Here is a 26,254-nt window from a genome sequence, read left to right as displayed (position 1 = left end):
GAGGTTTCAACGAATATCAACAAACAAATTGGTATCTGGTTTCGGTTGTATAAAAATAGGAAGGATAACCGGCTTTAATTCACCACATCGGGAGATACAGTAAATTAAGTAGCTTATATTATTCCTTTTCCACCTTAAGCTTCGCCCCGATAATAGAATCCTTTTGACCGGATGACTTGCTGTAATTATAATTGAACAAAGCCCCTTCAAAATCACCATAAGATACATTGGGTATCACAATATATTTATTGCCGAATTCTTTTTTGAGTTGGTCGGTAGCCGCCTGCCTGTTTTGTTCGGCGGGTTTGTTATCATACAGCATATCAAAATCGGCCAGGTTATCCCCGCATAACAAAACAATATTGTAATTATTTAATACCTGTTTGCGGCGGTCTTCCTTGCTTGATGTTTTTTGCCTTAATAGTACATGATCGTTGTCTGTATCAGGCATGTTATACAATAGCAGGTTTTTAATAGTGCCAGGGCGCTCATCCTCGTCGCGGTTGGTTATGTAAAAAACCGACACACCCTTTGATGCCGCGTACTTAAAAAACTCCGGGGCGCCAGGTACCGTATCGGCCTGTCCTTTGGCTGTCCATGTCTTCCAGGTGGCCAGTGTGTATTCTTTATTGGCGATAGCACGCGCCGCATCATAGGGGCTGTTATCTAATATAGTTTCGTCAATGTCGGTGACTACAGCCAGCGGTTTACCGCCGGGGTTTTTCAGGGCTTCATCCAGCCTTAGCTTGGCTGCATTATAAGCCTGGAAACACAATGCCCTATACTCGGCCGCCCGCTGCTGCCATACCGATGCCCATACTTTGCCGTTGTTGGCGATGGACGCGCTTTCGGTTCTCTTTTGGGTAGTGCAGGCTGTAAATAGCGAGGTTGCTGCAAGCAGGGCGATAATTGATCTTTTCATGTAAAATAAGCCTGGCCGGTTACAGTAGTTCCGGCTTTATTTTATCCGTAAATTCTTTGGCAAACTTATTTAATTTGGGCTGTATCACAAAGGCGCAATAAGGCTTCATGGGGTTATCGTTGTAATAATTTTGATGATAATCTTCGGCCTTGTAAAACTCGCTAACGGGGGTAACCTCGGTTACAATGGGTTTATCAAAAACCTTTTCGTCGGTTAACTTTTTGATCATGGCTCCGGCCTGCTGCTTTTGCTCGTCGGTGTGGTAAAAAATGGCCGAACGGTATTGTGTACCTACATCATTGCCCTGGCGGTTAAGCGTAGTGGGGTTGTGCGTTTTAAAGAAAACCAGCAGCAGTTCATCAAACGATAATATATCCGCGTCGTACTCAACTTCCAACACCTCTGCATGGCCGGTATCGCCGTTGCAGATATCCATATAAGTGGGGTTTTTGGTGTGCCCGCCGGTGTAGCCCGACGTTACCGATGTTACGCCCTTAAGCGCCTGGAAGATAGCCTCGGTGCACCAAAAGCAACCGTTGCCCAATGTTATTTTCTGTATGTTCATTTGATTAATAAACGAATGTAGGGTTACTTTGGTTTACGATGGAAAGCCCCGTTGAATGATTATTGCAGTGCAATTACTTTGCAATTAGACGATTACATAATTTATTCCGTTAGCACCGTAAACTTAAAATCAAGGGGTTCAAAATTGCGGATCAGTTCATCGATGAAAAGCTGGCCCCATTTCACATAGCTTAATCCAAAATTTTCGGTACGTTCCTGCAGGCTGTTGTTTGGGAATATATCGGCCTTGATGTGTTCTATCTGTTCCAGGCGCGTGTGGTAATTGCGCTTCTCGGCCTTTACCAGCTTTTTTTGCAGATTCTCTATGGCGTGTTTAAGGCGAGCCTGTACAGCCGCTGCCGATGGCTCAAGCGTACGGTCAATTTTATGCGAGCGCAATTTTATCTTTTCAAAAACACGCTCCAGTTCGCGCCATTCGTCGGCAAGCGTAAGGTCGTGGTTGCTGTGTTTTTTTACCCAGCCATTTTTGATCTCATCTGCACTTTTAAAGATCTCGGCAGGAGCAAGCTCCATGCTTTTTATTTTAGCAGCCGTTTCTTTACGGATAACCAGGCCCGAATTGCGCAACACCAATATAGGGAAATCAACCTTGTAAAAATCGAAGTTTGATTTCAATTCCAGCCAGTAAACCAGTTCGGCGCCTCCTCCAACATACGCGATGTTTGGCAAAATGCACTCCTGGTACAGTGGCCGCATTACCACATTAGGGCTAAACCTTTCGGGCGCGGTTTTTATTTCCTGTTTCAATTCAGCCTCGGTAAAGCTAATGTCTGTATTCATTACGCTGTAGCGGTCGTTCTCAAAAACAATGCGTTCGCGCAGGTTGTCCTTCAGGTAAAAAAAGTTTATCTCGCGTGGGTTTACCTGTATATGCACACCAAGCTTTTGTAATTGGTGGTTGGCAGCGGTTATATTTTTAAAGCTGTTTTGTTGGATGATATCTTGCTCCATAATAGGGGCGAAGGACTCCTTCAGGCGATGATCGTCGGCATCAATAATAACCAGACCATAACGCCCAAACAGTGCATTTACCAGGTAGCGGGTAGCATCAGCAAGCCTGTCGAATTTGGTGTAAGCGGTTTCAACCATTTCACCCAGTTCGGCCGAGTGCCCGTCAATACCCAAAACGCCCTTGTATTGGTTAATGGCCTGCCGCATAGTGTCGGGGTTTATGCGCCCTGTTGCGCCTGAGGCCTCGTACCACCAGTGCACCTTTTTACCACCTATATTGGTATAATTTATCTCGGCGAAGTCATGGTCCTCGGATGCCATCCAATATACCGGCACAAAATTTTTATCGGGGTGGGCTTGTTTTAGTTGCCTGCACAGCTTTATAGCGGTTACTATCTTGTATATAAAATATAGCGGACCTGTAAATATATTCAGCTGGTGCCCGGTGGTAACGGTATAGGTATCATTATTTTTTAACTGCCCGATACAATCGCGGATCATACCGGCCGATTGCAATTGGGGGGCGTTGTTTTGCGAATTGCCAAAATATTGCTCCAATAAAACCTGCGCTAACAAGTCGCGGTTGGCAATAACTTTTTTATGATCGAAAAATTTAGCGAAGCCTTTAAGGGTAGGGCGATGACTGTAAAATGATCTTAACTCCGGCACATTCTCCAGGTAGTCGATAACCGTTTGGGAAAAATATCCCGTGTCTTTATAGTCAATACAGGCTGCGTCCATTGTTTATTTCGAATATCGAACGTCGAATTTCGAATGTTGAATTTCGAAAACACATTCAAGTAAAGAGTCGAAATTAAATTTAAAAAGCTTAATAGCAATATACAGCCTTTAAAATCGGCTTTATTTTACAATTTGTCCATAAAGGTCAAAATCTTCCGCGGCGTTAATTTTTACATTAGCAAAGCTGCCTACGGCCGCATAATCTACATTGGCGTCAATCAATACCTCGTTATCCACCTCCGGCGAATCAAATTCCGTACGGCCAACAAAATAGCCGCCATCTTTCTTGTCTATCAGTACTTTATAGACATTGCCTATCTTTTCCTGGTTCTTATCAAACGATATACCCTGCTGAATTTCCATAATGGCATCAGCGCGGCCTTGCTTTACTTCTTCGGGCACGTTATCAACCAAAGTGTGCGCATGCGTTTTTTCTTCGTGCGAGTAAGTGAAGCAACCCAGGCGGTCGAATTTGGTATCCTCTACCCATTGCGCCATTTCTTCAAAGTCCTGGTGTGTTTCGCCGGGGTAGCCGGTTATCAGCGTGGTACGCATGGCAATATTTGGCACACGGTCGCGTATCTCATTAACTACGTCGATGGTTTTTTGCTTGGTAAGCCCGCGTCGCATTGATTTAAGCATGTTATCGGTAATATGCTGTAAAGGCATATCCAGGTACTTGCATATGTTATCCCGCTCGTTCATTACGTCCAATATCTCCATCGGGAAGCCGGATGGGTAGGCGTACTGCAGCCTGATCCACTCCACGCCGTTAACATCGCTCAGGCGGCGCAAAAGTTCGTCAAGGTTACGTTTGCCATACAGGTCCAGCCCGTAGTAGGTAAGGTCCTGCGCTATCAGTATCAGTTCTTTTGTACCGTTCTTTACCAGGTTTTCGGCATTTTTAACCAGTTGGTCTATAGGGGTGCTAACGTGTTTGCCACGCATCAGCGGGATGGCGCAGAACGAGCACGGGCGGTTACAGCCTTCAGCAATTTTAAAATAGGCGAAGTGTGACGGAGTGGTAAGCAAACGCTCACCGATCAATTCGTGGCGGTAATCGGCGCCAATGTTTTGCAAGATATTTTGCAGGTCGTTTGTGCCGAAATAAGCGTCAACGTTGGTAATTTCAGATTCAAGCTCAGGTTTGTAGCGCTCGCTCAGGCAGCCTGTAACTATCACTTTCCCAACCTTACCTTGTTCTTTAAGCTCGCTGTATTGTAATATAGTATCAATAGATTCCTGCTTGGCGTTATCAATAAAGCCGCAGGTGTTTATTACAATAATATCATCAGTGCGTACCTGCTGCGATTCATGCACCACATTAAAGGCGTTACCCTTAAGCTGGCCCATCAGCACCTCGCTGTCGTAAACATTTTTTGAACAGCCCAACGTAACCACGTTTACACGAGGCTTCGCGGCAATCTTCTGTACTCTGCTAATTTCCTTTGTCTTCATACTATCAACCCGTCATTGCGAGGAACGAAGCAATCTCTGAACTATGCATTGCTGGAATATCATATACGGAGATTGCTTCGTTCTCGCAATGACGCTTTATTTATTTGCGGCTGCGCCGCCATATCTTACTTGAATAGGCTGTTCACGAATTCCGTCCTGTCAAACAATTGCAGGTGGTCCATGCCTTCGCCAACGCCGATGTATTTTACAGGTATCTTAAACTGATCGGATATCCCTATGACCACACCACCTTTTGCAGTACCGTCCAGTTTCGTTAAAGCCAGGGCATTAACGGCAGTGGCTTCGGTAAACTGTTTGCATTGTTCAATAGCGTTTTGCCCGGTCGAGGCATCCAGCACCAGTAAAATTTCGTGCGGGGCGCTTGGTACTACCTTCTGCATCACGTTCTTTATTTTAGTAAGCTCGTTCATTAAGCCTACTTTATTATGTAAACGGCCTGCAGTGTCAATAATTGCCACATCGTCGCCGTTGGCCACTGCCGAACGCAGGGTATCGTAAGCTACAGATGCGGGGTCGCTGCCCATGGCCTGCGCCACAACCTTAACGCCTACGCGTTCGCCCCAAAGCTTTATCTGGTCAACCGCAGCCGCGCGGAAAGTATCGGCCGCGCCTAAAACTACCTGGCTGCCCGCTTGCTTTAGCTTGTGGGCCAGTTTGCCAATAGTGGTGGTTTTACCTACACCGTTAACACCAACCACCATTATAACATAGGGTTTTTGCGAGCCGTACTCAAACGTACGGAAATCGTTGCTGTTGTTTTCGGCAAGCAGCTGCTGTATCTCGTCTTTTAAAAGGTTATTAAGTTCGGATGTGTTAACATACTTGTCTTTTGCTACACGGGCCTGTATACGTTCTATGATCTTAAGCGTAGTGCTTACACCCACATCCGATGTTACCAGTACTTCTTCCAGGTCGTCCAGCACATCATCGTCAACGGTGCTTTTACCGGCAATTACCTTGGTTATTTTTGAAAAGAAGCTATCCTTGGTTTTTTCCAGGCCGGTATCAAGCGCCTGCTGTTCCTGCTGCGTAGTTTCCTTTTTCTTGAAAAAATCAAATAATCCCATAATGCCTCACCTAAACCCTCTCCAAAGGAGAGGACTTTATTTTATAAAGTTAATAAATAACGCTTCACTAACCCCACTTATGTACCTCTCCTTTGGAGAGGGTTAGGGTGAGGCACCTAACAAAAAAAGCCCTCTCGTTATCACAAGACGGCTTTTATATTTTTATCAAAGGTTATTACTGTTTACCAGCAATGGCGTCCTTAATGAAATCGTTCGCAACGATCTGCTCTTTGAACGAGTAAGCGCCGGTACGTGGCGACTTAGTCATGGTTATTACCTTCGAAAATTCTTTTCCTTTGCCTGTTTTCAGGGTTGCAACTACTTTCTTTGCCATGTTTTTATGTTTTTATAAGTTGTGCTTACAATACCGGTTAATTAGTAACCGTATCACAGCTATCAAGCTTAAATTATTTAATCTCTTTGTGTAAAGTTACTTTTCTTAAAACCGGGTTAAATTTCTTCATCTCCAGTCTTTCGGTAGTGTTCTTTTTGTTTTTGGTGGTAATGTAACGAGACATACCCGGCATGCCGCTGGTTTTATGCTCTGTGCATTCTAAAATTACCTGAACCCTGTTGCCTTTCTTAGCCATTTTCTGTTATGTTTTGAGTTGCCTGCCAATTGTTAAGATATCACATCTTTAACCATAGCCCCAACAATCTATTAATATTAAATAGAGCCTTTTTTTACAAACTTGTTGATACAAGCTGTTATACCGTTTTTGCTGATAGTTTTAAGCGCCGAAGTAGATACTTTTAACGTGATCCATTTATCTTCTTCAGGGATATAAAACCTTTTAAGCTTTAAGTTAGGATAAAACTTGCGCTTGGTTTTAACGTTTGAGTTAGAAACGTTAAAGCCGTTCATGTAGCCTTTTCCTGTTAAATCACAAATTCTTGACATGACAAATATTTTTTAATTCTCGTTCTTCTCCTAAAAAGAGTTTGCAAATATCAGGTTTTTAAGTGAGATAGGCAACAGTGTTTTTAAAATATTTTTTAATAATCTTTTTTACCGGCAGCAATGATATATTTCGCACCATTATCCATAGTAAGCCGGTTAAACATACTTTTTAAAAAAATTTAAAAAGCTGTATTTTTAATAGGTAGATAAAGTAGAAATTACTAATTTACACCACCATTTATATACTACCATGCAAGTTAAATCATTTGAAGAATACCAGCAGGTGTACCGCAAAAGCGTTGAACAACCTGAACAATTTTGGGAGGAAATAGCCAATAATTTCCAATGGAAAAAAAAGTGGGACAAAGTACTGGAATGGAACTTTACAGAGCCAAAAGTAGAATGGTTTAAAGGCGCCAAACTTAACATTACTGAAAACTGCCTGGACCGCCACCTGGAAAACAACGGCGACACCCCCGCTATTATCTGGGAACCCAATGACCCTACTGAAGACCACCGTATATTAAACTATAAACAACTGCATGGCAAGGTTTGCCAGTTTGCCAACGTGTTAAAAAACAACGGCGCCAAAAAAGGCGATCGTATATGTATATATATGCCTATGGTGCCCGAACTGGCCATTGCCGTTTTGGCCTGCGCCCGTATAGGCGCTATCCACTCGGTTGTGTTTGGCGGGTTTTCGGCACAATCAATTGCCGACAGGATAAAAGATGCCGAATGCCATATTGTAATTACTGCCGATGGCGGGTACAGGGGCAATAAAGAGATCCCGCTGAAATCAATTATCGACGACTCGCTGGTACAATGCTCATCGGTACAAAAGGTTATTGTGTTAACCAGAAGCCGTACGCCCGTGTCAATGATCAAAGGGCGCGACGTGTGGTGGGAAGATGAAGTGAAAAAAGTAGAGACCCAGGGTAACCCCGATTGCCCGGCCGAAGAAATGGATGCCGAAGATATGCTGTTTATCTTGTATACATCGGGCTCAACCGGTAAGCCGAAAGGCGTAGTGCATACCTGCGGGGGATATATGGTTTATACAGGCTATACGTTTAGCAACGCTTTTCAGTACCAACCCGGCGAAGTTTATTTCTGTACGGCAGATATCGGCTGGATAACCGGGCACTCTTACATTGCCTACGGGCCGCTTACCCAGGGGGCAACATCGGTAATGTTCGAGGGGATTCCATCGTGGCCAAACCAGGGCCGCCTGTGGGAAATTGTGGCGAAATATAAGGTGAACATATTATATACCGCGCCAACAGCAATACGCTCGCTGATGAGTTTTGGGGACGAGGCATTAGAAGGTAAGGATTTTAGCTCGCTTACCAAGCTTGGCTCGGTTGGCGAACCTATTAACGAGGAAGCTTGGCACTGGTTTAACGATAAGATAGGGCAGGGTAAATGCCCTATTGTTGATACCTGGTGGCAAACCGAAACAGGCGGCTTTATGATATCGCCCATTGCCGGCATAACGCCAACCAAACCTGGTTACGCCACCTTACCGCTGCCCGGGGTACAACCCGTATTGGTAGACGAGAATGGTAAAGAAATTGAGGGTAACGGTGTAAGCGGCAACCTTTGTATGAAATTTCCATGGCCGGGTATGCTGCGCACTACCTACGGCGACCACGAGCGCTGCCGCCAAACTTACTTTGCCACTTATCCTGACTTGTATTTTACCGGCGACGGCTGCCTGCGCGATGAAGACGGTTATTATCGTATAACCGGTCGTGTAGATGATGTGCTGAACGTATCGGGCCACCGTATTGGCACCGCCGAAGTAGAGAACGCCATTAACATGCACAGCAGCGTTGTAGAAAGCGCCGTTGTTGGTTACCCGCACGATATTAAAGGGCAGGGCGTTTATGCCTTTGTGGTATGCCCCAACCTGCACGACGACCCCGAACTTACCAGGAAGGATATCATTATGACCGTTGCGCGCATTATTGGCGCCATTGCCAAGCCGGATAAGATCCAGTTTGTAAGCGGCCTGCCGAAAACACGTTCGGGCAAAATTATGCGCAGGATTTTGAGAAAAATTGCCGAGGGTGATACCTCTAATTTAGGCGATACCAGCACATTGCTTGACCCGGCGGTGGTTGACGAGATAAAGGCTGGAGCGTTGTAAATTGAGGAATGAAAGACAAAAGATGAAAGATTTTTCTTTTATCCCTTGTTTTTTTTGAAACCAAACCAATGGCCATCCGTTAATCCTATACATCTAAATATATAGGAGAACATACAATGGATAAGTTAGAATTAAAAGGCGGTTGGAACGAGTTGAAAGGGAAGATAAAACAAGCTTATGGCGACCTGACCGATGACGATCTGGCACACGAAGAAGGGAAAGACGATGAAACACTCGGCCGCATCCAGCAAAAAACCGGCAAAACCCGTGAAGAATTGGTTGACTGGATAAACAGTCTTTAGAGATCGGATATTGGTGATCAGCGATTAGTTGATCATTTTATGATTAAGACGAAAGGACAAAGGCAAAGCTTTTGTCCTTTTTCTTTTCGCCCGGCGTCAACTATTATAAATGTTTTTTCTCGCCGGTATACTGTTTTTCGCCTGCTTTAACCTTTAGGTCAAGGTAGTTCTCGCGCGGGGGCATGGGGCACTGGTAACCATCGCTGTAGGCGCAATATGGGTTATAAGCTTTGTTAAAGTCCAGTTCAATGTAACCGTTTTTTATGTCGGTGGTTTTAAGGTCGATGTAACGCCCGCCGCCATAGCTCTCTTCAGAATTTGTTTTATCCAGGAAAGGCAAAAAAAGATAATCGGCAAACTCTGGCCGTTTTGATAAAGTGACATTTTGGTAGATGTTCAATTGCTGCGCCTTGCCTTTAAGCATAAACTTCACAACTGCATATTTAACGTACGCCTGCTGTGCGCCATTAAAGGTAGGCATATTGAAAACCTCTTGGTTTGTAAGTAGCTCTACCTCTGCATTAACACGATAAGTGCTGTCGGCATCAAAAAAGTGCAGGTTCTGCAGGTCGGCTTCCTTTAAGGGCGAATGTTTATCTGATATAAAATCTGCTTTATACTGTTGGCGATGAGCAGCTATAAGGGTACTATAATCCTGGCCTGCGCAATTAAAAGTTATCAGCGTTAAAAAAAGTAAAAGGTACTTCATATTCTTTTCATCTGTCGGCAAGTTACACCATTGTATCGGTAATAAAATGAAGCTTAGATATTTTTTATTTTTAATTATAATTAATCTAAATAAGGATAATATATTTGCTGTCAAAATTACGATATGCAATTAAAGAGCTTTACCTTAATCATATTCTTAATAGCCGGTTTATTTGTTAACAGCGCGTCGGCTCAGGTTTTAACGCAGGAAGACTCCCTTTCCGCAGGATTAATATATAAACAGCAGGCAACGGTTATATCCGGTTACGGCGAGGCCAAATACGGCATAGATACCAAAAGAAAGAGCGCCGAAGCGAACCTGAAACGAGTGGTGCTGTTCCTTGGCCATAAATTCAATAATAAGATATCACTGTTTACCGAATTGGAGGTTGAAGATGCACTGGTAGCCAACGGTGGCACCGGCGCAGGCGAAATTGCGATGGAACAAGCTTTCCTGAAATTTAACCTGAACCCAAATACTTATTTGGTGGCCGGCTTGTTTGTGCCCCGCATAGGTTTTATTAACGAAAACCACCTGCCTACAACTTTTAACGGGGTTGACAGGCCCTTCCTGGAAGAACAAATTATTCCGTCTACCTGGCGCGAGATAGGCGTTGGTCTGTACGGTCAGTTTACGCAGGTACCGGGCTTGAATTATAGCTTATCAGTAACCAACGGGTTAAACTCTGAAGGGTTTAACAGCACCACGGGCATAGGCGGCGGCAGGCAATTGGGCCAGGCCGCCAATGGCTTAAACCTGGGGGTTAACGCGGCATTGTTATACTATGCGGGCGATTTCAGGGTGCAGGCATCGGGTTATATTGGCGGCTCTACTGCTAAAGAACAGCGTGTGGCCGATAGCCTTGAGCTCAACTCCGGTCCGTTTGGCAACCCGGTATCATTAGGCGAGGTTAACGTACAGTACGCCAGATCGGGAATTACCGTGCGTGCAATAGGCACCATAGTAAACGTCAAAAATGCCGATGCCATTAACCGCGCTTTTGCCAGCAATACCCCGCAAACCATGTACGGGGGCTATGCCGAAGTAGGGTACGACCTGCTATACCCTGCCAGCAAAGGCGAGAAGGCATTTATCCTTTTTGGCAGGTATGAGTATTTGAATATGAACGCTAAAATACCATCAAACGGTATCGAAAATAAGGCTAATGAAAAGCATTATATAGTTGGCGGCTTTACTTATAAGCCCATTAGGGGCATTGCTATTAAAGGCGACTACGTACGCCGCATAACCGGCGAATTTAACCAGGCGCTTATTGTAACGCCTTTCCCGCAGCAGGTACCCTATTTTAAAAACAACGGGTTTATAAACTTAGGCGTAGCCTATAATTTTTAAGTGTATGAGCACCAGGAGAAGCTTTATTAAATCGGGATGTGCGGCATGTATTTTAATAGGTGCGGGTATGTCTTTTTTAGAATCATGCTCAACCCCCTTGCCCATGATCAAACTGGCAGGTACAACGGGCGGGCAAATAGCGGTAGGCACCGATGCTTTTGCCAATAAAGGCAATATGCTGGTAGTGCGTAGTAAACAGCTGGAGTACGATATCCTGCTGATCAAAAACGACGATGCTTATAAAGCGCTTTATTTAAGGTGCACGCACGAGGGCGTTGGTCTTACGCCCGCAGCCAATAAAATATTTTGCAGCGCCCATGGCAGCGTGTTCGACCTGGAAGGCAAGGTGGTTAAAGAGCCCGCCCTGCGCCCTTTAAAAACTTATCCAACCGAAGTTATCAATAATCAAATCATCATACATTTAAGTTAATATCTATGAATACTTTTATCAAACGATCGCTCGCCCTGGTGTTGCCGTTAACGTTGCTTGGGTTATCATGCTCAAAAAATAATCCGGATAATAATGCTGATAACAGCACTTTAAAAACAGAAGTGCTGGCAAATATATCTGCCAACGTTTGCGCTGCTTCATACGAAGATATGTATGCTAAAACACAGGAGCTGCAGGCCGCGGTAACCGCGCTGAATACCACAACCAATGATGATAACTTAGCAACTGCCCGTGTTAAATGGAAAGCTATACGCACCACCTGGGAGCAAAGCGAGGCCTGGTTATTTGGCCCTGTTGAATCTGAGAATATTGACCCGCGCATTGATACCTGGCCGGTTGATTTTAACGCGCTTGAAACTATATTAAATAGCAACGATGTATTGAATGAGGCTTACGTTGACGGCCTTGACGACGCATTAAAGGGCTTTCACCCGATAGAGTATTTGTTGTGGGGACAGAACGGAACAAAGACCGCTGCCCAGCTTAAGCCGCGCGAAAAAGATTTTTTGGCTGCGCTTACGCAAAACCTGGTAAAACTTTCGAAAGAAGTAAGGGATAACTGGACAAATGGTTATACCGCCCAGCTGGCTAACGCAGGGAAAGGTTCGGGCGAGTTTACCACACAGCAAGCCGCTTTTGTGCAAATAGCCGATGCAATGGCAGGTATATGTGGCGAAGTTGCCGATTCAAAACTGAAGGAGCCATTTGACGCGCAGGACCCAATGCTGGAGGAAAGCCCCTTCGCTAAAAACTCGATCACCGATTTTACAAATAATATAAAGGGTATACTGGCTATTTACCAGGGGCGGTTTACTGCCGATGGTAAGGGCATAGAAGACGTGGTTCGCGCCAATAATCTATCATTAGATGCCGAGATAAAAAGCAAACATGCGGCAGCAATTGCCGCGCTTGGCGCTATTGATAAGCCATTTGGCGAAGCGATAGTGTCAGAGCAGTCGAAAGTACAGAACGCGATGACCAAGATAACAGAACTTGCCGAAGTGCTTGATAGCAAATTGAAGCCATTTTTGATTCAGTACACTAAATAACAACATACCCGCGCGAACATACCCGACATGAGAAAAACTACTATTGCTATATTATTTATTTTGGCCACTATGGTTGCTTTGCAGGTAGCCTGCCGGAAAGCTGATAGTATATCGCCAGATGATAACCCCGATAGCGAGTGGTTAAGCGGCGGCAGCCAAACTGCTTTCGACGAGGGCGGCGGGGCTTTTTCGCATGCCTTTGCAACGCTGCCGGCAAATCTGCTGCGGGTGCACGAAATAGGCGACGGGCAATTCAACGCCACTTTTGTATCGGCGCCGGCGCCTTTAAACCCGGGGTTAGGGCCTGTATTTAATAACGTAGCCTGCAGCTCGTGCCACGTATCCGACGGGCGTGGTAAGGTGCCGGGCTTGGGCGAATCGGCGGCCAATATGCTGTTCAGGCTAAGCATCCCCGGCGAGGGCGAGCACGGCAACCCCGTGCCTGTACCCGGCTATGGGGATCAGCTGCAAACCCGTGCATTGCTGGGTAAAACGCGCGAAGGCGATATAGCCATTACCTATACCGAAACTACCTACAAGTTTGCGGATGGCGCAACTTATAAGCTACGCGCACCAACTTATACTTTTACAGCATTGTATACCGCCATGCCTGGTAATGTTATGCTATCACCGCGGGTTGCAGCGCCTGTATTTGGCCTGGGGCTTTTAGAGGCTATTGCAGACGGCACCATTTTGGCGAATGCCGATCCGGATGATGCCGACGGCGATGGTATAAGCGGTAAGGCCAACATGGTTTGGGATGTGCTTAAAAATAAAAAGGTATTAGGGCGTTTTGGATGGAAGGCAAACCAGCCAAGTTTGTTGCAGCAGGTAGCCGCGGCCTATAACGGCGATATCGGTATCACCAATTCGCTGTTTCCGAAAGAGAGCAGTGAAGGCCAGACCCAGTTTGACAGCGACCCTAATAGTAAATCATACGAGTTAACCGATAGCCTGCTGCACAGCGTGCAGTTTTACGTGCGTACGCTTTCGGTCCCGGCACGCCGTAATGCTGCTGATAGCAAAGTTATAGCAGGCAAGGGCTTGTTCAGATCGGCCGGGTGTATAAAATGCCACAAGGCCGATATACGCACCGGCGTTGATGTAAGCCTGCCGCAGGTAAGCAACCAATTGATACATCCTTATACCGACCTGCTTTTGCATGATATGGGTGCGGGCCTTGCTGATAACCGCCCGGATTTTATGGCAAGCGGCACCGAGTGGCGCACGGCCCCGCTATGGGGTATAGGCCTCACCCAAAAGGTGAACGGCCATACCAACTTTTTACACGATGGCCGCGCACGTAACATAATGGAAGCTATTATGTGGCATGGCGGCGAAGCGGCATCGGCAAAAAATAAGGTAAATAATATGTCGAAAACAGAGCGCGACGCGCTGGTGGCGTTCGTCGAATCGTTATAATTGTATAAAACCCATTATAAAAAGCTCTTAACATTTTGTTAAGGGCTTTTTTTAGCGTATTATTGTCTATCGTACATTTATAACCAATTATTGACGTGAGACGCAAAAATTACCTGTTAACCGCATGCCTTATTGCGGGTGCCTTATTCGCAAATGCACAAGTTGTCACTATCCCCGTAGAAACGCAGCATAATGCACTGGTGCTGCAAACAGATGCTCAAAAAAACCTGAAGATGGTTTATTTTGGCACCAGGCTGAGTAATGCCCGGGAGTATAGCACCATCCAAAAAATGTACAAACCCAACGACGATTCGGGGATATTGGACGATGCTTATACGCCATCCGGATCGGCAAACCTGGTGGAGCCTGCTATAACGGTTACTCATGCCGATGGTAATAAATCGCTCGATCTGCATTATGTAAGCCACAGCGTAAATAAACTGGACGACAACGTTTCGTTGTTAACCGTTACCCTTAAAGACCCCGCTTATCCATTTGAAGTAAAACTGTACTATAAGACCTATTTTAACGAGGATGTTACCGAACAATGGTCGGTAATTGAGCATCATGAGAAAGGCGTAGTTACCCTCAATAAGTTCGCGTCTGCCAACCTTAATTTTAAGGCCGATGGCTTTTGGCTTAAACAATACCACGGCAACTGGGCTACAGAAATGCGCCCCGAGGAAAGTAAACTTACGCATGGTATTAAAACCATCGACAGTAAGCTGGGTACCCGCGCCAACCTATACGAGCCATCTACCTTTATTATCAGTATGGATAAACCCGCTGCCGAGGATGAAGGTAAGGTGCTGTTGGGGTCGTTAGAATGGTCTGGCAATTTTAGGGTTGATTTTGAGCTGAGCCCCGAGCCATCAAATTACCTGAGGCTGATAGCCGGCATAAACAATGCCGCAGCCGAGTACCATTTAAAACCGGGTGAGGAATTTACAACCCCCGCGCTGGTTTACACGTTCAGCGACCATGGCACAGGCGACGCCAGCCGTAAAATGCACCGGTGGGCACGCAAATACAAAATTGTTGATGGCCAGGGCAGCAGGCTTACCCTGCTGAACAACTGGGAATCGACCTACTTTGATTTTAACGAACCTAAGCTGGCCCAGTTAATTAAGGATACCAAAAAGCTTGGCGTAGATATGTTTTTACTTGACGATGGCTGGTTTGGCAACAACCACCCCCGTAATGGCGATACCGCCGGCCTGGGCGACTGGCAGCCGAACAGATTGAAATTACCAAACGGCATTGCACCACTTATTAAAGAGGCGCAGGCCAACGGTGTAAAGTTTGGGATATGGATAGAGCCAGAAATGGTTAACCCCGCCAGCGACCTTTACAAAGCACACCCGGATTGGGTGATCAAAGAGAGCGGCCGGCCCGAAAAATATTTCCGCAACCAACTGGTACTTGATCTGACCAACCCTAAGGTGCAGGATTTCGTTTTTGGAATAGTTGATAACCTGTTTACCAAAAACCCCGATCTGGCGTATCTGAAATGGGATTGTAACGCGGTTATTTATAACGCGCACTCGCAATATTTAAAGGGCAATCAATCGCACCTGTACACCGACTATGTGCGCGGGTTGTATAAAGTGCTGGATAGGGTACGCGCCAAATATCCTAAAGTGCCGCTTATGCTATGCTCGGGCGGGGGTGGCCGTGTGGATTACGGCGCGCTGAAATACTTTACCGAGTACTGGCCGAGCGACAACACCGACCCGCTTGAAAGGGTGTTTATCCAATGGGAGTATTCGTATTTTTTCCCGGCTATTGCCAGCTCAAACCATGTTACTGATTGGGGTAAACAGCCAATCAAATACAAAGTTGATGTTGCCATGATGGGTAAAATGGGCTTCGATATTGTAGTAAGCAAGCTTAATGAGCGCGAACTGGCTTTTTGCCACGAAGCAATAAATAACTATAATAACCTTAAAGATATCATTTGGCACGGAGATCAATACCGCCTGCAAAGCCCATGGGCTAACGACGTGGCATCGCTGATGTATGTGAACGATTCCAGATCAAAAGCAGTGGTATTTAATTACCTGGTGAATAACAGGTATAATGCCGGCAGCAAGACGCCTATCCGTTTTAAGGGGCTTGATCCGCAGAAAAAATACTCGGTTAAGGAGATCAACTTATACCCCGGCACCGGCTCTGTGTTGGAAGGCAACATGGTTTACCAGGGCGACTTTTTAATGAATGTTGGTATCAACCCCGAAGTAAGCAGTTACCATACCAGTGTAGTGATACAACTGGACGAAGTGAATTGATATCGACATAGCTTAAAAGTCGGGCATATTTAAGCGAATAGGGGTTACAGTGTTCACGTTCGGCGCACGTGAACACCGTGAACATTCATGAACGCTTGATTATCAGTAACATGCGATTTTTCGGTTTTTGCCTTTTTTAGGAATAACGGCCTTGCAGCATGCCAAAGGCCAATACTATTAAGGTAATTGCGTAAGGGGCAACTGTATTGTACCATTGTTGCGGCGGCCAAATTGTTAGGTTTTACAATTAATATAGTATTTTAGCTATCTGAGAATTGCCTGCAAAAGCATATAAATGTCAAGGAACAACTTACCAACCATTAAAGAGATAGCCAAGCGGCTTAATGTATCGGCGTCCACCGTATCGCGGGCCCTGCACGATCATCCCAGCATTGGTTTGGTAACCACAATGCGGGTACATAAAGTAGCTAAAGAGCTGGGTTATGAGGCCAATAAAATGGCCATATATTTTAAGGAGCGTAAAACGTATACCATTGGGGTGATCATCCCCGACCTGTCTGAGCCGTTTTTTTCGGCGGCGCTAACCGGGGTAGAGGATGCCGCCGAAGCCAGCAATTACAACGTCATCATCGGGCAATCGCTTGATAATTTTGAGCGGGAGAAGAAGATAGTAGAGAATATGAAAGACCACCGGGTAGATGGCGTGTTGGTATCGCTTACCAAGGAAACATCTACCTACGACCACTTCGACAGCCTGAAAAAATATAACATCCCCGTAGTTTTCTTTGACAGGGTGCCCAGCCGCAAGGATATTAATTATGTAGCCTGTAACCTTGTTTCGGGCATGCTGCAGGCCATAACCAAGCTGGTAAACATTGGCCATACCCGTATCGGCCTTATCAACGGCCCTGCAAAACTATCGGCCACGCTGCAGCGCTTAGAAATATACATCCGTTGCTTAAAAGAAAACAACCTGCCGGTAGATCAGGATATTATTGTATCAACAACCCTGGCTAAGGCCGATAACCTGAAGGCCATAAACAAGCTGATAGAACTGGAAGAGCGGCCCACTGCTGTTATTGTATTTAACGATTATGTGTTACTTGATTGCATTGCTGCCGTTAAATCCGAAGGGTTGGTGGTGAATAAGGATATCAGCTTCATCAGCTTTGCCAACCTACCTATCTGGGAGTATATGGATAGCGTACCGCTGGCCTCGATAGAGCAGTTCGCCTACAAGCAATCGTCAATGGCGGCAGGCTTTCTTTTCGAGCTGATCAACAATGCCGCAAAACCCAATGCCCCCGAACTGCCGCTGCTTCAGCACATCATCGATTCGGAGATGGTGGATTACATGCCCGCCAAATAATTATCTTTTCTTTTCGATCATCGCGCACTTTAGTGGCGTTTTGCGGCAAAAAATGCCAATAATAATCTGCTAATCAGTAAATAAGTAAATTTTACGCAAACGGTTGCGTAAAAATAGAACAAACGTTTGCGTAAACTATGCAACCGTTTGCGTAATGCTGTTTTGGTTTTGACTGCAAGGGCGGCCCTTTCGTTAACAACAATTTTACATCACTTTTACGATAACCAAATAAATAAGCAAAAACTATAAACTAATTCACACAATATGATCAGGAAAATTTTACTTATCTGTTTTTGCGCCATCATGTTTTGCCTGCAGGGTTTCTCGCAAACCTTACCGGTAACAGGGCGTGTGGTATCGGCGCTTGATAAGCAGCCCATGGCCGGCGTAACTGTTTCTGTTAAAGGTACAACCGCAGGCGCCATGACAAACATTAACGGCGAGTTTACGGTAAACGTGCCCGCCGGTAAGGCAACATTAGTTGTACGCTTTTTGGGCTACCTTCCTAAAGAGGTGCCGGTTACAGGCGGCCAAACAGGCATCCAGGTACAACTAACCGAGGATGTGCAGCAGCTTACGGATGTTGTGGTAGTAGGTTATACCAGCAAAAAGCAAAACGAGCTTACCAGCGCGGTTAGCGTAGTATCGGCCAATAAGCTTAAGGATGTTACTGCAAACGATATCGGCACCATGCTGCAGGGCAAGGTGGCCGGTTTAAATGTGGTGAACAGCTCGGGCGCGCCGGGTGCAGCTGCCGAGATCAGGCTTCGCGGTGTATCATCTGTTAATGCCAATCAAAGCCCGCTTATTGTAGTTGATGGCATTATTGGCGGTAACTACGACCCTAACGATGTAGAAAGCATTACTGTATTGAAGGATGCGGGCGCTACCGCCCTTTACGGTTCGCAGGCCAATGCCGGCGTGATTATCATTACTACCAAAACCGCAAAGCAGGGCGAAACGAGGTTCGAGGCCAAGATATCAACCGGTTTCCGTACGGCCGATTTTGGTAAGATGAAAGTAATGAACAGCAACGAGCTTTACGATTATCAAAAGGAGTTTTATCGCGATTATATAGTGGGTGCCCCCGATAACTCCTATAAGATAGACCTTGTAAAGTTTTATAACGAGCGCCCGCTATCGTTACGCAGCCAGGATTATAACTGGTCTAAAGAATCGTTTAAAAAAGCCCCTATTTATAACTTTTATTTATCTGCCAGCGGCAAAACCGAAAAGAACGATTACTACGTTGGCGCATCGTACTATAAAGAAAAAGGTACGTTTATCAACACTAATTTCGAGCGTGTAAACTTACGCGGCAATTCAACCTACCATTTTTCAAAAAAGCTTGATGTTACCAATAACATTAACCTGAGAGCATCGAAGGGCAAAAGCTACGATTACATGGATGTGTATTATTCGTTCCTGAACATGCCGTGGGATAACCCCTATGATGCAAACGGCCAGCCAATTTATGTAGATGGCAACTCTACCTTTAAATGGTGGTCGCGCGATAAGATCAATCCCCTTAATACGGTAAAAAACTCCGATCACTCTTACAAAGGGTTCAATGTAAACTATGATCTGGGCATTAATTACCGCATTACCAACTGGCTAACATTTACCAGCACCAACCGCGTAGCGGCATCGTTTGACAAAGGTACAAACTACGTATCGCCGACAGCGGCAGGTACCTACCACGGCACCGGGTATATTGACGAACTGAATACCCTTAACTACGGCCTCATCAGCAACCAGTTATTTAAGTTCGATTTTAAAATGGGCGACCACAGCCTTAGCGGTTTTGTAGGTGGGGCGTTTGAAACCAGTAAGAGCGAATATTCGGGCGCATCGGGCAAAGGCCTGCCCGAAGGGTTAAAGGTGCTTAATGTGGTATCAAACAACCAGCTGGTAAACGGCGCGAATAATAAATACATCCTGCAATCATTGCTTTCGCAGGTAAACTATAACTACAAAAACAAATACTTCCTTTCTGGATCGTTCCGGTACGATGGTTCATCTAACTTCGCGCCAAGCAAACAATACGGCGGCTTCCCGTCTGTATCTGCCGCATGGCTTGCCAGCAACGAAGATTTCCTGGCAGACAACAATATCATCAACAACTTAAAGCTGCGTGGCAGTTATGGTATTACCGGTACGCAGGATATCGGCGCGTCGCGGTACCTGGGCCTGTTCTCGTTAACTACCCAGTATAACTCGCTGGTTGGCGCGGTGCCATACCAATTGGCCAATCCTAATTTAACATGGGAGAGCAAACGCCAGATAAACGCCGGTATCGACATCGGTTTATTTAAGCGGTTGAATTTGACGGTAGATGTTTACCGTAACGATACTAAAGACCTGTTGCTGCAGGTATCGCAGCCGCTGTCGGTAGGTTTCGAGACCAGGTGGGAAAACGCCGGTACGGTAGTAAACAAGGGTATTGAGGTAGGCATCAGCTCGACCAATGTACTAACCAAAGATTTTGAATGGAACACCGACTTCACCATTAATTTTAACAACAACAAGTTATCAGGCTTCCCATCGGATATTATCAAGACCGGGTCGTGGAGCATCTCGCAGATCTACCGCAACGGCGGCGACCTATTTGAATTTTACATGCCAAAATGGTTGGGCGTAGATGCGCAAACCGGCGCGCCTGTTTGGGAAAAGATCATCTACAATACCGATGGTAAAGCAGTGGCCAGCGAAAAAACATCAGATTACGCACAGGCTACCAGCCAGGAAGTTGGTTCGGCATTGCCTAAATTTCAGGGTGGCTTTAATAACAGTTTCAGGTACAAAAGCTTTAACTTAAGGGTGAGCACTTACTTTAACTACGGTAACAAAGTATTTAGCAATAACTTAAGGTTTATGATGAACGACGGCCACGAACCCTATTACAACCAGATAAAGCTGCCTGATGGCGCTAAAATATGGAGCGGCCCCGGCGATACCCAGGCTACAGAGCCAAGCCCTCAAAACTCGGCCAACTCTACCGAAACCTCAACCCGTTATTTAAAAGACGGCAGCTATTTCACTATCAGGAATATCGCTTTCAGCTATACCCTGCCAATCGCGTGGGCGCAAAAAATAGCCATGAAGGGTGTAACCGTTGGTGTAACTGCCGATAATGTTGCAACATTCTCCAACTTTTTGGGGCAGGATCCGCAAACTACCATTACACCGGGCAGCTTTGCCACACCGGGCGTGTCAGACTTTAAGTACCCTAACAACCGCCAATATTTGTTAACCGTTAACTTTAACTTTTAAGCAGGTTGCAGCCTAATAAAATTAAGTATATGAAAAAGAAAATATTCTCTATTATAACCCTTGTGTTAGTTGCGGCAAGCAGCTGTAAAAACTTAGATGTTACCCCAAGCGATGCCATCAGTACCGGTACCCTGGTAACCACCAGCGATGGTTTAACCAACGCCTTGAACGGTGCTTACGCGCTGTTTAAAGACCATATCGAATTTAACGGTACTATTGATCAGAATAACATGTACCTGCGCCAGTTTTATCACCTTAGCGATTTTGCCAGCGATGATATTGTTTGCGGGCAGGTAACAACTGACCCATTGTATTACAGCTTTAGCCTTGATCATTCGCCGGCACAGGGCAACACACGTTACTTCTGGTACATTTCATACAAGATCATCACCGGTGTTAACACGGTTATAGATGCGGTTGAAAAATCGGGCAAGACGGATGCCGCTACCAATCAATTATTGGGCGAGTGTTACTTCCTGCGTTCCTTCTGCCACTTTAACCTGGTAAGGCTATTTGCCAAGCCATATACGGTAGATCCTAATGCCCCGGGCATCATCCTGCGCAATAACCTTACCGATCCATCAAAAAAAGCACGCTCAACCGTTCAGGAGGTTTACGATTCTGTTATTGCCGACGCCGAAAAAGCAGCCGGTTTAATGACGCAGCCGCGCGGTGTACAGTACGCTTCGCAGGAAGCAGCTTGGTCGTTACTTGCGCGTGTAAACCTGTATAAAGAAGATAATGCAAAAGCTATTGAATATGCCAATAAAGTAATTAACTCGGGCAAATTTACCTTAGCCAACAAAAACGAGTACAAAACCCTGTTTGCCAATGCTGCTACCAGCAGCGAAACCATTTGGTGCGTAGCGTTTACCCCGGTTGACGATTATGGTAAGTTTGGCTCTATCGCATCAATGATCTACTCAGACGGTAACTCGGGCTGGGGCGAGGAGTACGCTTCATCTTCATTACGGTCGGCAATGTCGGCTCACCCCGAAGATGTGCGCTGGTCGTACATCGTTCCCCTGTCAGATGGTGCAGGCGGCGTTCAAAAGAAAAACGGCATCGAGATCTATTACATCAGTAAATTCTCGTTCCAGGGGGGCTTGCCGAATTTAAGCTCGCCAATTATGTTCAGGATAGCCGAAATGTACCTGATACGTGCCGAAGCCGAAGCCAAAACCGGAAAAACCGCCGATGCGCTTGACGATGTGGATATGATTCGAAAGAACCGTGGACTGGAGGGCTCGCTTTATAACAAGGTAGTACCGGGCGGCAAAACCGCTTTGGATGTAGTGTTGGACGAAAAACGTATAGAGATGGCATTTGAAGGCCACCGTACTTATGATGTATTCCGTAACAAACGTACGCTTAACAAGGCTTACTGGGGGTACCACCTTACCGGTTTAAAAGAAACCGATATCGATCTGTCTAAAACGCCGGCGGGGTATCCTAACCTAACAGTGCCGTACACCAGTCCGCGCATTATTTATTATTTGCCTATAGACGAGGTGTTAAGCAACCCGTTAGCCACACAAAACCCATAATTTAATTATCACACAGTAACATACATATTGATATGAAAAATTTAAAAGCTTACCTGTTCGTGCTATCGGTAGTTATAGCAAGTGCGGTACTCAGTTCATGTAAAAAGGATAGCTATGTAGCCCAAACCGATCTGCTTTATGATGTAGAGGTTGATGGCTCTACCGCCACCTTTAAAGTTAAAACCGAGGGCGTAACAGGTTACAAATGGGATTTTGGCGATGGTGAAACATCTACCGAAGCCAGTCCAACCCATACCTATCCGGGTAAGGGCAAGTATGTGCCAACGCTAACGGCATCGGTAAACGGTAAAAACGTTGAGGCATCAACTGTATTACGTATAGCCAAAACATCGCCGGTGAAGATCAACGATAACTCGTTTGACGACTGGGCTGCTGTTACCAAAGACGTTATTCCACTGGGTGCAACCAAGGGCATTTTCAGAAATGTAAAAATGGATTACGATGGTAACTATGTGTACCTGTACGGCGAGATGACCGGCAAAAAATCAGACGCGGTTATTTTTGATATGTATATCGATTCTGATAACGATGCCGGCACGGGCTTGCTTACCGGTACCTTCCCCGATGGCGGTTATGATATACTGATGGAAGGCCAGCTGCTAACCGCCGGTGTGGACATATTTTACCACAACAGCGCCGATCAGAACGCCTTTTCGTTCGCCCAGCAGTCAATAGCCGAGGCCTACACAGTAGGTACAGTTAAGGATGAAGCAGGTGTAGTGAAGTTTGAAATGCGTATTGCGCGTGGCAAGCTAAAGGGCTTAACCGGCTCAGGCTTGCGTATAGCTTTACAGGCAATAAAAAACGACTGGTCGGTAGTGCTGGGCAACGCGCCCGACGAAGGGACCTCGAGTTTCTTCTTAGACATGAGCGAATAGCGTTTAGTTGATTTATATCTGTTTATTAGGCTGTAAAATATACATCGGGCACTATGGCAAAAAGTACAACTGCACATCAGTTAGCCAACGGGCGTTTAGTATCGTTAGATGTTATGCGCGGCATGATCATGATACTGCTTTGCGGCGAAAGCTGCGCGCTTTATGAAGCGATAAGGCATATTGATCCTGCCAAACCTATGGGCGGGCTGATCAACCAGTTCTTTCATCATCCGTGGCACGGGCTGCGTTTCTGGGATTTAGTTCAGCCCGCGTTTATGTTCATGGCGGGTGCCGCGATGTATATTTCTTACAGCCGCAAACTGGATAAAGGCATTAGCTGGAACGATAACCTGCGCCATATATTGATACGCAGCCTTAAGCTTTTTATTTGCGGTGTAGCGCTGCATTGCTTTTATGCCGGCAAACCGGTTTGGGAACTTTGGAATGTGCTAACACAGCTATCGTTCACTACCATAGTAGCATATCTCATCATCGATAAATCGTACACCTGGCAAATTGTGTTTAGCATTGGGCTGCTTGTGCTTACCGAGGTTTTATACCGCACCGTACTCATGCCCGGTTTCGACCAGCCGTTTGTAGAAGGCAAAAACTTCGGGGCGTATGTTGATACCCTGCTTATGGGTAAAATAAACACCGACGGCTGGGTAACCATCAATTGCATACCAACGGCGGCGCATACCATTTGGGGTGTGTTGGCAGGTAAGCTGTTAATATCGAACAAAAGCATCAGTTATAAAATAAAGGCCTTAATTGCAGCCGGTATTGTAGCCCTTGTAATTGGTTTCGGGCTCGATCTTTCAGGTGTAACACCTATCATCAAACGGATAAGCACCAGCGCGTTCGCGTTTGCATCGGTAGGGTGGGTGTTATTGATACTGGCTGCAGTTTACTGGCTGGTTGATGTAAAGCGCAACAACAAATACGCCTGGATATTTACCGTGGTAGGCATGAACGCCATATTCATCTACCTGTTTTTTGAAACGGTTGGCGCGCAATGGGTTAATGGCAAAGTGGCCATTTTCACCGGCGATATGCTGCACCTGTTCCTGAACGTTCCGTTAGGCGTAGCGGCGGTGGTATCGGCCATTGCCACGCTCATTGCCGAGTGGGGCCTGTGTTACTGGCTGAATAAACGGAACATCTTTTTTAAACTATAAAAGTCTAACCTATACTAAAAACCGCATTATATCATGATAAAAAAATTTACAGGTTACGCCCTGGGCGTTTCCTTAGCAGCCATACTGCTGGCCTTTTCGTGTAACGATAAAAGCGCCAACCTGGTTAAGGTTGAAAAAGTGAACGTTACCTACACCGAAAGCGCCGAAGATTTCCCCAACCCCGAGCGTGGCTTTTACCGCTACTCCGAAGTGCATTCAAGCAATTACGAGGTATTGACCGAGGCCGAACTAAAATCATACCGCTCGCCGCAAAGTATACAGGGGGCGAACTACCAGGTAGCAAGCACACTGGTATTCAGGTATTATGTTTTGGATGATGTGGTTAACAAGGCCATATCCGCCAGTTTTTTAACCAACTTAAAAAAGGATTTTGAAGCAGCCCGCGCGGCAGGTGTTAAGCTTATCCCGCGGTTTGTATACACCGCTACCGCCAAGCCGGGTAACTGCCCCGAAGGATTTATATGTCCGCTGTATGGCGATGCGCCAAAAACCATTATTCTGAACCACATTGCACAGCTAAAGCCTGTATTGCATGATAATGCCGATGTTATTGCCTGTGTGCAACTGGGCTTTATAGGCGTTTGGGGCGAGCAGTATTACAGCGACTTTTTTGGTGATGCCTCAAACAACGGTAAACAGAACAACAGGTTGACCGATAACAACTGGAAAGACAGGATAGAGGTGATCAAAGCCATGCTGGATGCAGTGCCTGCCGACAGGATGATACAGCTGCGCTACCCGCAGTTAAAGCAGCGTTACCTGTATGGTGTTAACTCGCCGCTTACTTCGGCGCCCCTGACCGAAAGCGGTGCATTTAACGAAACCGATATGGCCCGTTTAGGCTATCATAACGATTGCTTTATGGCCAGTACCAATGATTTTGGTACTTACGAGGATTATGGCAACAGTTCATCGCCACGCACATCAGACGGCGCGGTACTGAACACCCTGAAAGATTATTTTAAAGCTGATAGCAAATTTGTGGTAGTTGGCGGCGAAACCTGCTCTGATGATTTTAGCCCCACTAACGATTGCGAACCCGCCGGAAAGATACAGGCCGAGTTTGCTGCCTTGCACTACAGCTTTATAAACGCCCATTACAATACCGAGGTTAATAACGACTGGCAGGATGGCGGTTGCATGGATAACATTAAACGCAACCTGGGCTATCGTTTTGTACTGCAAAGCGCTGTACTGCCCGATAACGTAGTAAAAGGCACAGATCTTAATATCGTGCTGAACATTAAAAACGCCGGTTATGCATCGCCGTATAACAAGCGCCCTGCAAAGTTGCTGCTTCGCAATACCAAAACCGGTGAAGTAAAATCATTTGATATGGCTACCGATGTGCGCAGATGGTACAGCGGCGATAACAAAGTGACTGAAACCATTAAAATACCTGCTGACTTCCCGGCGGGAGATTATGAAATGCTGCTTAACCTGCCCGATGCTTATGCAAGCCTTGCAGGCAAGCCGGAGTTCAGCATCCGTTTGGCCAATAATGACGTGTGGGAAGCTACAACGGGTTATAACAAATTAAATCATACCATTAAAGTTAACTAATCAGGAGCGCAGGATGACCAAAGCCTTCAAAATATGTTTGTTTTTTGCTGTGACGCTATGCGCCACCGGTG

General features: G+C 45.9%; 22 protein-coding genes. 13 read left to right on the top strand and 9 right to left on the bottom strand.

The window, feature by feature from the left end; all coding sequences use genetic code 11:
- Positions 1-118: 118 nt before the first annotated feature.
- The 8 genes from HDC91_RS09090 to rpmB form a co-directional block, all read right to left on the bottom strand.
- A complete protein-coding gene (locus HDC91_RS09090; protein WP_183550780.1) occupies positions 119-922 on the bottom strand; it encodes a 5'-nucleotidase, lipoprotein e(P4) family in 804 nt (267 codons plus the stop codon).
- Between the two features lie 19 nt (positions 923-941).
- Positions 942-1,487 (bottom strand): peptide-methionine (S)-S-oxide reductase MsrA, encoded by a 546-nt coding sequence (msrA, locus tag HDC91_RS09085; RefSeq protein WP_183550777.1) that lies wholly within the window; start codon positions 1,485-1,487, stop codon positions 942-944.
- Between the two features lie 101 nt (positions 1,488-1,588).
- The gene (bshC, locus tag HDC91_RS09080) at positions 1,589-3,199 is read right to left on the bottom strand and encodes a bacillithiol biosynthesis cysteine-adding enzyme BshC (protein ID WP_183550774.1); all 1,611 of its coding nucleotides are present in this window, start codon (positions 3,197-3,199) and stop codon (positions 1,589-1,591) included.
- 120 nt (positions 3,200-3,319) lie between these two features.
- Complete coding sequence (rimO, locus tag HDC91_RS09075; RefSeq protein ID WP_183550771.1) at positions 3,320-4,657, bottom strand: 30S ribosomal protein S12 methylthiotransferase RimO; 1,338 nt, start codon at positions 4,655-4,657, stop codon at positions 3,320-3,322.
- A 125-nt stretch (positions 4,658-4,782) separates the two neighbouring features.
- Positions 4,783-5,745, bottom strand: a complete 963-nt coding sequence (gene ftsY, locus HDC91_RS09070; protein ID WP_183550768.1) for a signal recognition particle-docking protein FtsY — start codon at positions 5,743-5,745, stop codon at positions 4,783-4,785.
- Positions 5,746-5,920: 175 nt separating this feature from the next.
- Positions 5,921-6,079 (bottom strand): DUF4295 domain-containing protein, encoded by a 159-nt coding sequence (locus HDC91_RS09065; RefSeq protein ID WP_162430951.1) that lies wholly within the window; start codon positions 6,077-6,079, stop codon positions 5,921-5,923.
- A 73-nt stretch (positions 6,080-6,152) separates the two neighbouring features.
- On the bottom strand, positions 6,153-6,335 hold the full coding sequence (gene rpmG / locus HDC91_RS09060; protein ID WP_121246452.1) for a 50S ribosomal protein L33: 183 nt from the start codon (positions 6,333-6,335) through the stop codon (positions 6,153-6,155).
- A 77-nt stretch (positions 6,336-6,412) separates the two neighbouring features.
- Positions 6,413-6,646 (bottom strand): 50S ribosomal protein L28, encoded by a 234-nt coding sequence (rpmB, locus tag HDC91_RS09055; protein ID WP_121246453.1) that lies wholly within the window; start codon positions 6,644-6,646, stop codon positions 6,413-6,415.
- A 217-nt stretch (positions 6,647-6,863) separates the two neighbouring features.
- Here rpmB and acs point away from each other — a divergent pair, with 217 nt between their 5' ends.
- Entirely contained in the window at positions 6,864-8,798 is a 1,935-nt protein-coding gene (acs, locus tag HDC91_RS09050) for an acetate--CoA ligase (protein ID WP_370576812.1), read from the top strand.
- A 116-nt stretch (positions 8,799-8,914) separates the two neighbouring features.
- On the top strand, positions 8,915-9,100 hold the full coding sequence (locus tag HDC91_RS09045) for a CsbD family protein (RefSeq protein WP_138805093.1): 186 nt from the start codon (positions 8,915-8,917) through the stop codon (positions 9,098-9,100).
- 103 nt (positions 9,101-9,203) lie between these two features.
- Here the strand turns inward: HDC91_RS09045 and HDC91_RS09040 are convergent, their stop codons facing one another.
- Positions 9,204-9,809 (bottom strand): DUF1684 domain-containing protein, encoded by a 606-nt coding sequence (locus HDC91_RS09040; RefSeq protein WP_183550763.1) that lies wholly within the window; start codon positions 9,807-9,809, stop codon positions 9,204-9,206.
- 123 nt (positions 9,810-9,932) lie between these two features.
- On the opposite strand from HDC91_RS09040, the gene HDC91_RS09035 reads away from it, so the two are divergent.
- From HDC91_RS09035 to HDC91_RS08985, 11 genes are all read left to right on the top strand, one after another.
- Positions 9,933-11,162: a hypothetical protein gene (locus HDC91_RS09035; RefSeq protein WP_183550760.1), complete on the top strand. Its 1,230-nt coding sequence runs from the start codon at positions 9,933-9,935 to the stop codon at positions 11,160-11,162.
- Between the two features lie 4 nt (positions 11,163-11,166).
- Complete coding sequence (locus HDC91_RS09030; RefSeq protein WP_183550757.1) at positions 11,167-11,592, top strand: ubiquinol-cytochrome c reductase iron-sulfur subunit; 426 nt, start codon at positions 11,167-11,169, stop codon at positions 11,590-11,592.
- A 5-nt stretch (positions 11,593-11,597) separates the two neighbouring features.
- Positions 11,598-12,662 (top strand): imelysin family protein, encoded by a 1,065-nt coding sequence (locus HDC91_RS09025; protein ID WP_183550754.1) that lies wholly within the window; start codon positions 11,598-11,600, stop codon positions 12,660-12,662.
- A 27-nt stretch (positions 12,663-12,689) separates the two neighbouring features.
- Positions 12,690-14,084, top strand: a complete 1,395-nt coding sequence (locus HDC91_RS09020) for a di-heme oxidoredictase family protein (RefSeq protein ID WP_221262133.1) — start codon at positions 12,690-12,692, stop codon at positions 14,082-14,084.
- A 95-nt stretch (positions 14,085-14,179) separates the two neighbouring features.
- On the top strand, positions 14,180-16,372 hold the full coding sequence (locus HDC91_RS09015; RefSeq protein ID WP_370576801.1) for an alpha-galactosidase: 2,193 nt from the start codon (positions 14,180-14,182) through the stop codon (positions 16,370-16,372).
- A 295-nt stretch (positions 16,373-16,667) separates the two neighbouring features.
- Positions 16,668-17,702, top strand: a complete 1,035-nt coding sequence (locus HDC91_RS09010; protein WP_183550751.1) for a LacI family DNA-binding transcriptional regulator — start codon at positions 16,668-16,670, stop codon at positions 17,700-17,702.
- Positions 17,703-17,966: 264 nt separating this feature from the next.
- Entirely contained in the window at positions 17,967-20,975 is a 3,009-nt protein-coding gene (locus HDC91_RS09005) for a TonB-dependent receptor (RefSeq protein WP_255476675.1), read from the top strand.
- 29 nt (positions 20,976-21,004) lie between these two features.
- On the top strand, positions 21,005-22,522 hold the full coding sequence (locus HDC91_RS09000) for a RagB/SusD family nutrient uptake outer membrane protein (protein ID WP_183550748.1): 1,518 nt from the start codon (positions 21,005-21,007) through the stop codon (positions 22,520-22,522).
- 32 nt (positions 22,523-22,554) lie between these two features.
- On the top strand, positions 22,555-23,421 hold the full coding sequence (locus tag HDC91_RS08995) for a PKD domain-containing protein (RefSeq protein WP_183550745.1): 867 nt from the start codon (positions 22,555-22,557) through the stop codon (positions 23,419-23,421).
- A 53-nt stretch (positions 23,422-23,474) separates the two neighbouring features.
- Positions 23,475-24,599: an acyltransferase family protein gene (locus tag HDC91_RS08990; protein ID WP_183550742.1), complete on the top strand. Its 1,125-nt coding sequence runs from the start codon at positions 23,475-23,477 to the stop codon at positions 24,597-24,599.
- Positions 24,600-24,632: 33 nt separating this feature from the next.
- Positions 24,633-26,183 (top strand): DUF4832 domain-containing protein, encoded by a 1,551-nt coding sequence (locus HDC91_RS08985; protein WP_183550739.1) that lies wholly within the window; start codon positions 24,633-24,635, stop codon positions 26,181-26,183.
- Positions 26,184-26,254: the final 71 nt, after the last annotated feature.

It is taken from the genome of Mucilaginibacter sp. AK015 (assembly GCF_014200785.1).
In the GTDB taxonomy this organism is placed as follows: domain Bacteria; phylum Bacteroidota; class Bacteroidia; order Sphingobacteriales; family Sphingobacteriaceae; genus Mucilaginibacter.
The sequence above is the reverse complement of the archived record's forward strand: the minus strand, read 5'-3'. Positions and strand labels throughout refer to the sequence as shown.

Bases quoted from the DNA above. Each gene is read 5' to 3' on its own strand.
- HDC91_RS09090 (WP_183550780.1), bottom strand. From the start codon at position 922: ATGAAAAGATCAATTATCGCCCTGCTTGCAGCAACCTCGCTATTTACA.
- msrA (WP_183550777.1), bottom strand. From the start codon at position 1,487: ATGAACATACAGAAAATAACATTGGGCAACGGTTGCTTTTGGTGCACC.
- bshC (WP_183550774.1), bottom strand. From the start codon at position 3,199: ATGGACGCAGCCTGTATTGACTATAAAGACACGGGATATTTTTCCCAA.
- rimO (WP_183550771.1), bottom strand. From the start codon at position 4,657: ATGAAGACAAAGGAAATTAGCAGAGTACAGAAGATTGCCGCGAAGCCT.
- ftsY (WP_183550768.1), bottom strand. From the start codon at position 5,745: ATGGGATTATTTGATTTTTTCAAGAAAAAGGAAACTACGCAGCAGGAA.
- HDC91_RS09065 (WP_162430951.1), bottom strand. From the start codon at position 6,079: ATGGCAAAGAAAGTAGTTGCAACCCTGAAAACAGGCAAAGGAAAAGAA.
- rpmG (WP_121246452.1), bottom strand. From the start codon at position 6,335: ATGGCTAAGAAAGGCAACAGGGTTCAGGTAATTTTAGAATGCACAGAG.
- rpmB (WP_121246453.1), bottom strand. From the start codon at position 6,646: ATGTCAAGAATTTGTGATTTAACAGGAAAAGGCTACATGAACGGCTTT.
- HDC91_RS09045 (WP_138805093.1), top strand. From the start codon at position 8,915: ATGGATAAGTTAGAATTAAAAGGCGGTTGGAACGAGTTGAAAGGGAAG.
- HDC91_RS09040 (WP_183550763.1), bottom strand. From the start codon at position 9,809: ATGAAGTACCTTTTACTTTTTTTAACGCTGATAACTTTTAATTGCGCA.
- HDC91_RS09035 (WP_183550760.1), top strand. From the start codon at position 9,933: ATGCAATTAAAGAGCTTTACCTTAATCATATTCTTAATAGCCGGTTTA.
- HDC91_RS09030 (WP_183550757.1), top strand. From the start codon at position 11,167: ATGAGCACCAGGAGAAGCTTTATTAAATCGGGATGTGCGGCATGTATT.
- HDC91_RS09025 (WP_183550754.1), top strand. From the start codon at position 11,598: ATGAATACTTTTATCAAACGATCGCTCGCCCTGGTGTTGCCGTTAACG.
- HDC91_RS09020 (WP_221262133.1), top strand. From the start codon at position 12,690: ATGAGAAAAACTACTATTGCTATATTATTTATTTTGGCCACTATGGTT.
- HDC91_RS09010 (WP_183550751.1), top strand. From the start codon at position 16,668: ATGTCAAGGAACAACTTACCAACCATTAAAGAGATAGCCAAGCGGCTT.
- HDC91_RS09005 (WP_255476675.1), top strand. From the start codon at position 17,967: ATGATCAGGAAAATTTTACTTATCTGTTTTTGCGCCATCATGTTTTGC.
- HDC91_RS09000 (WP_183550748.1), top strand. From the start codon at position 21,005: ATGAAAAAGAAAATATTCTCTATTATAACCCTTGTGTTAGTTGCGGCA.
- HDC91_RS08995 (WP_183550745.1), top strand. From the start codon at position 22,555: ATGAAAAATTTAAAAGCTTACCTGTTCGTGCTATCGGTAGTTATAGCA.
- HDC91_RS08990 (WP_183550742.1), top strand. From the start codon at position 23,475: ATGGCAAAAAGTACAACTGCACATCAGTTAGCCAACGGGCGTTTAGTA.
- HDC91_RS08985 (WP_183550739.1), top strand. From the start codon at position 24,633: ATGATAAAAAAATTTACAGGTTACGCCCTGGGCGTTTCCTTAGCAGCC.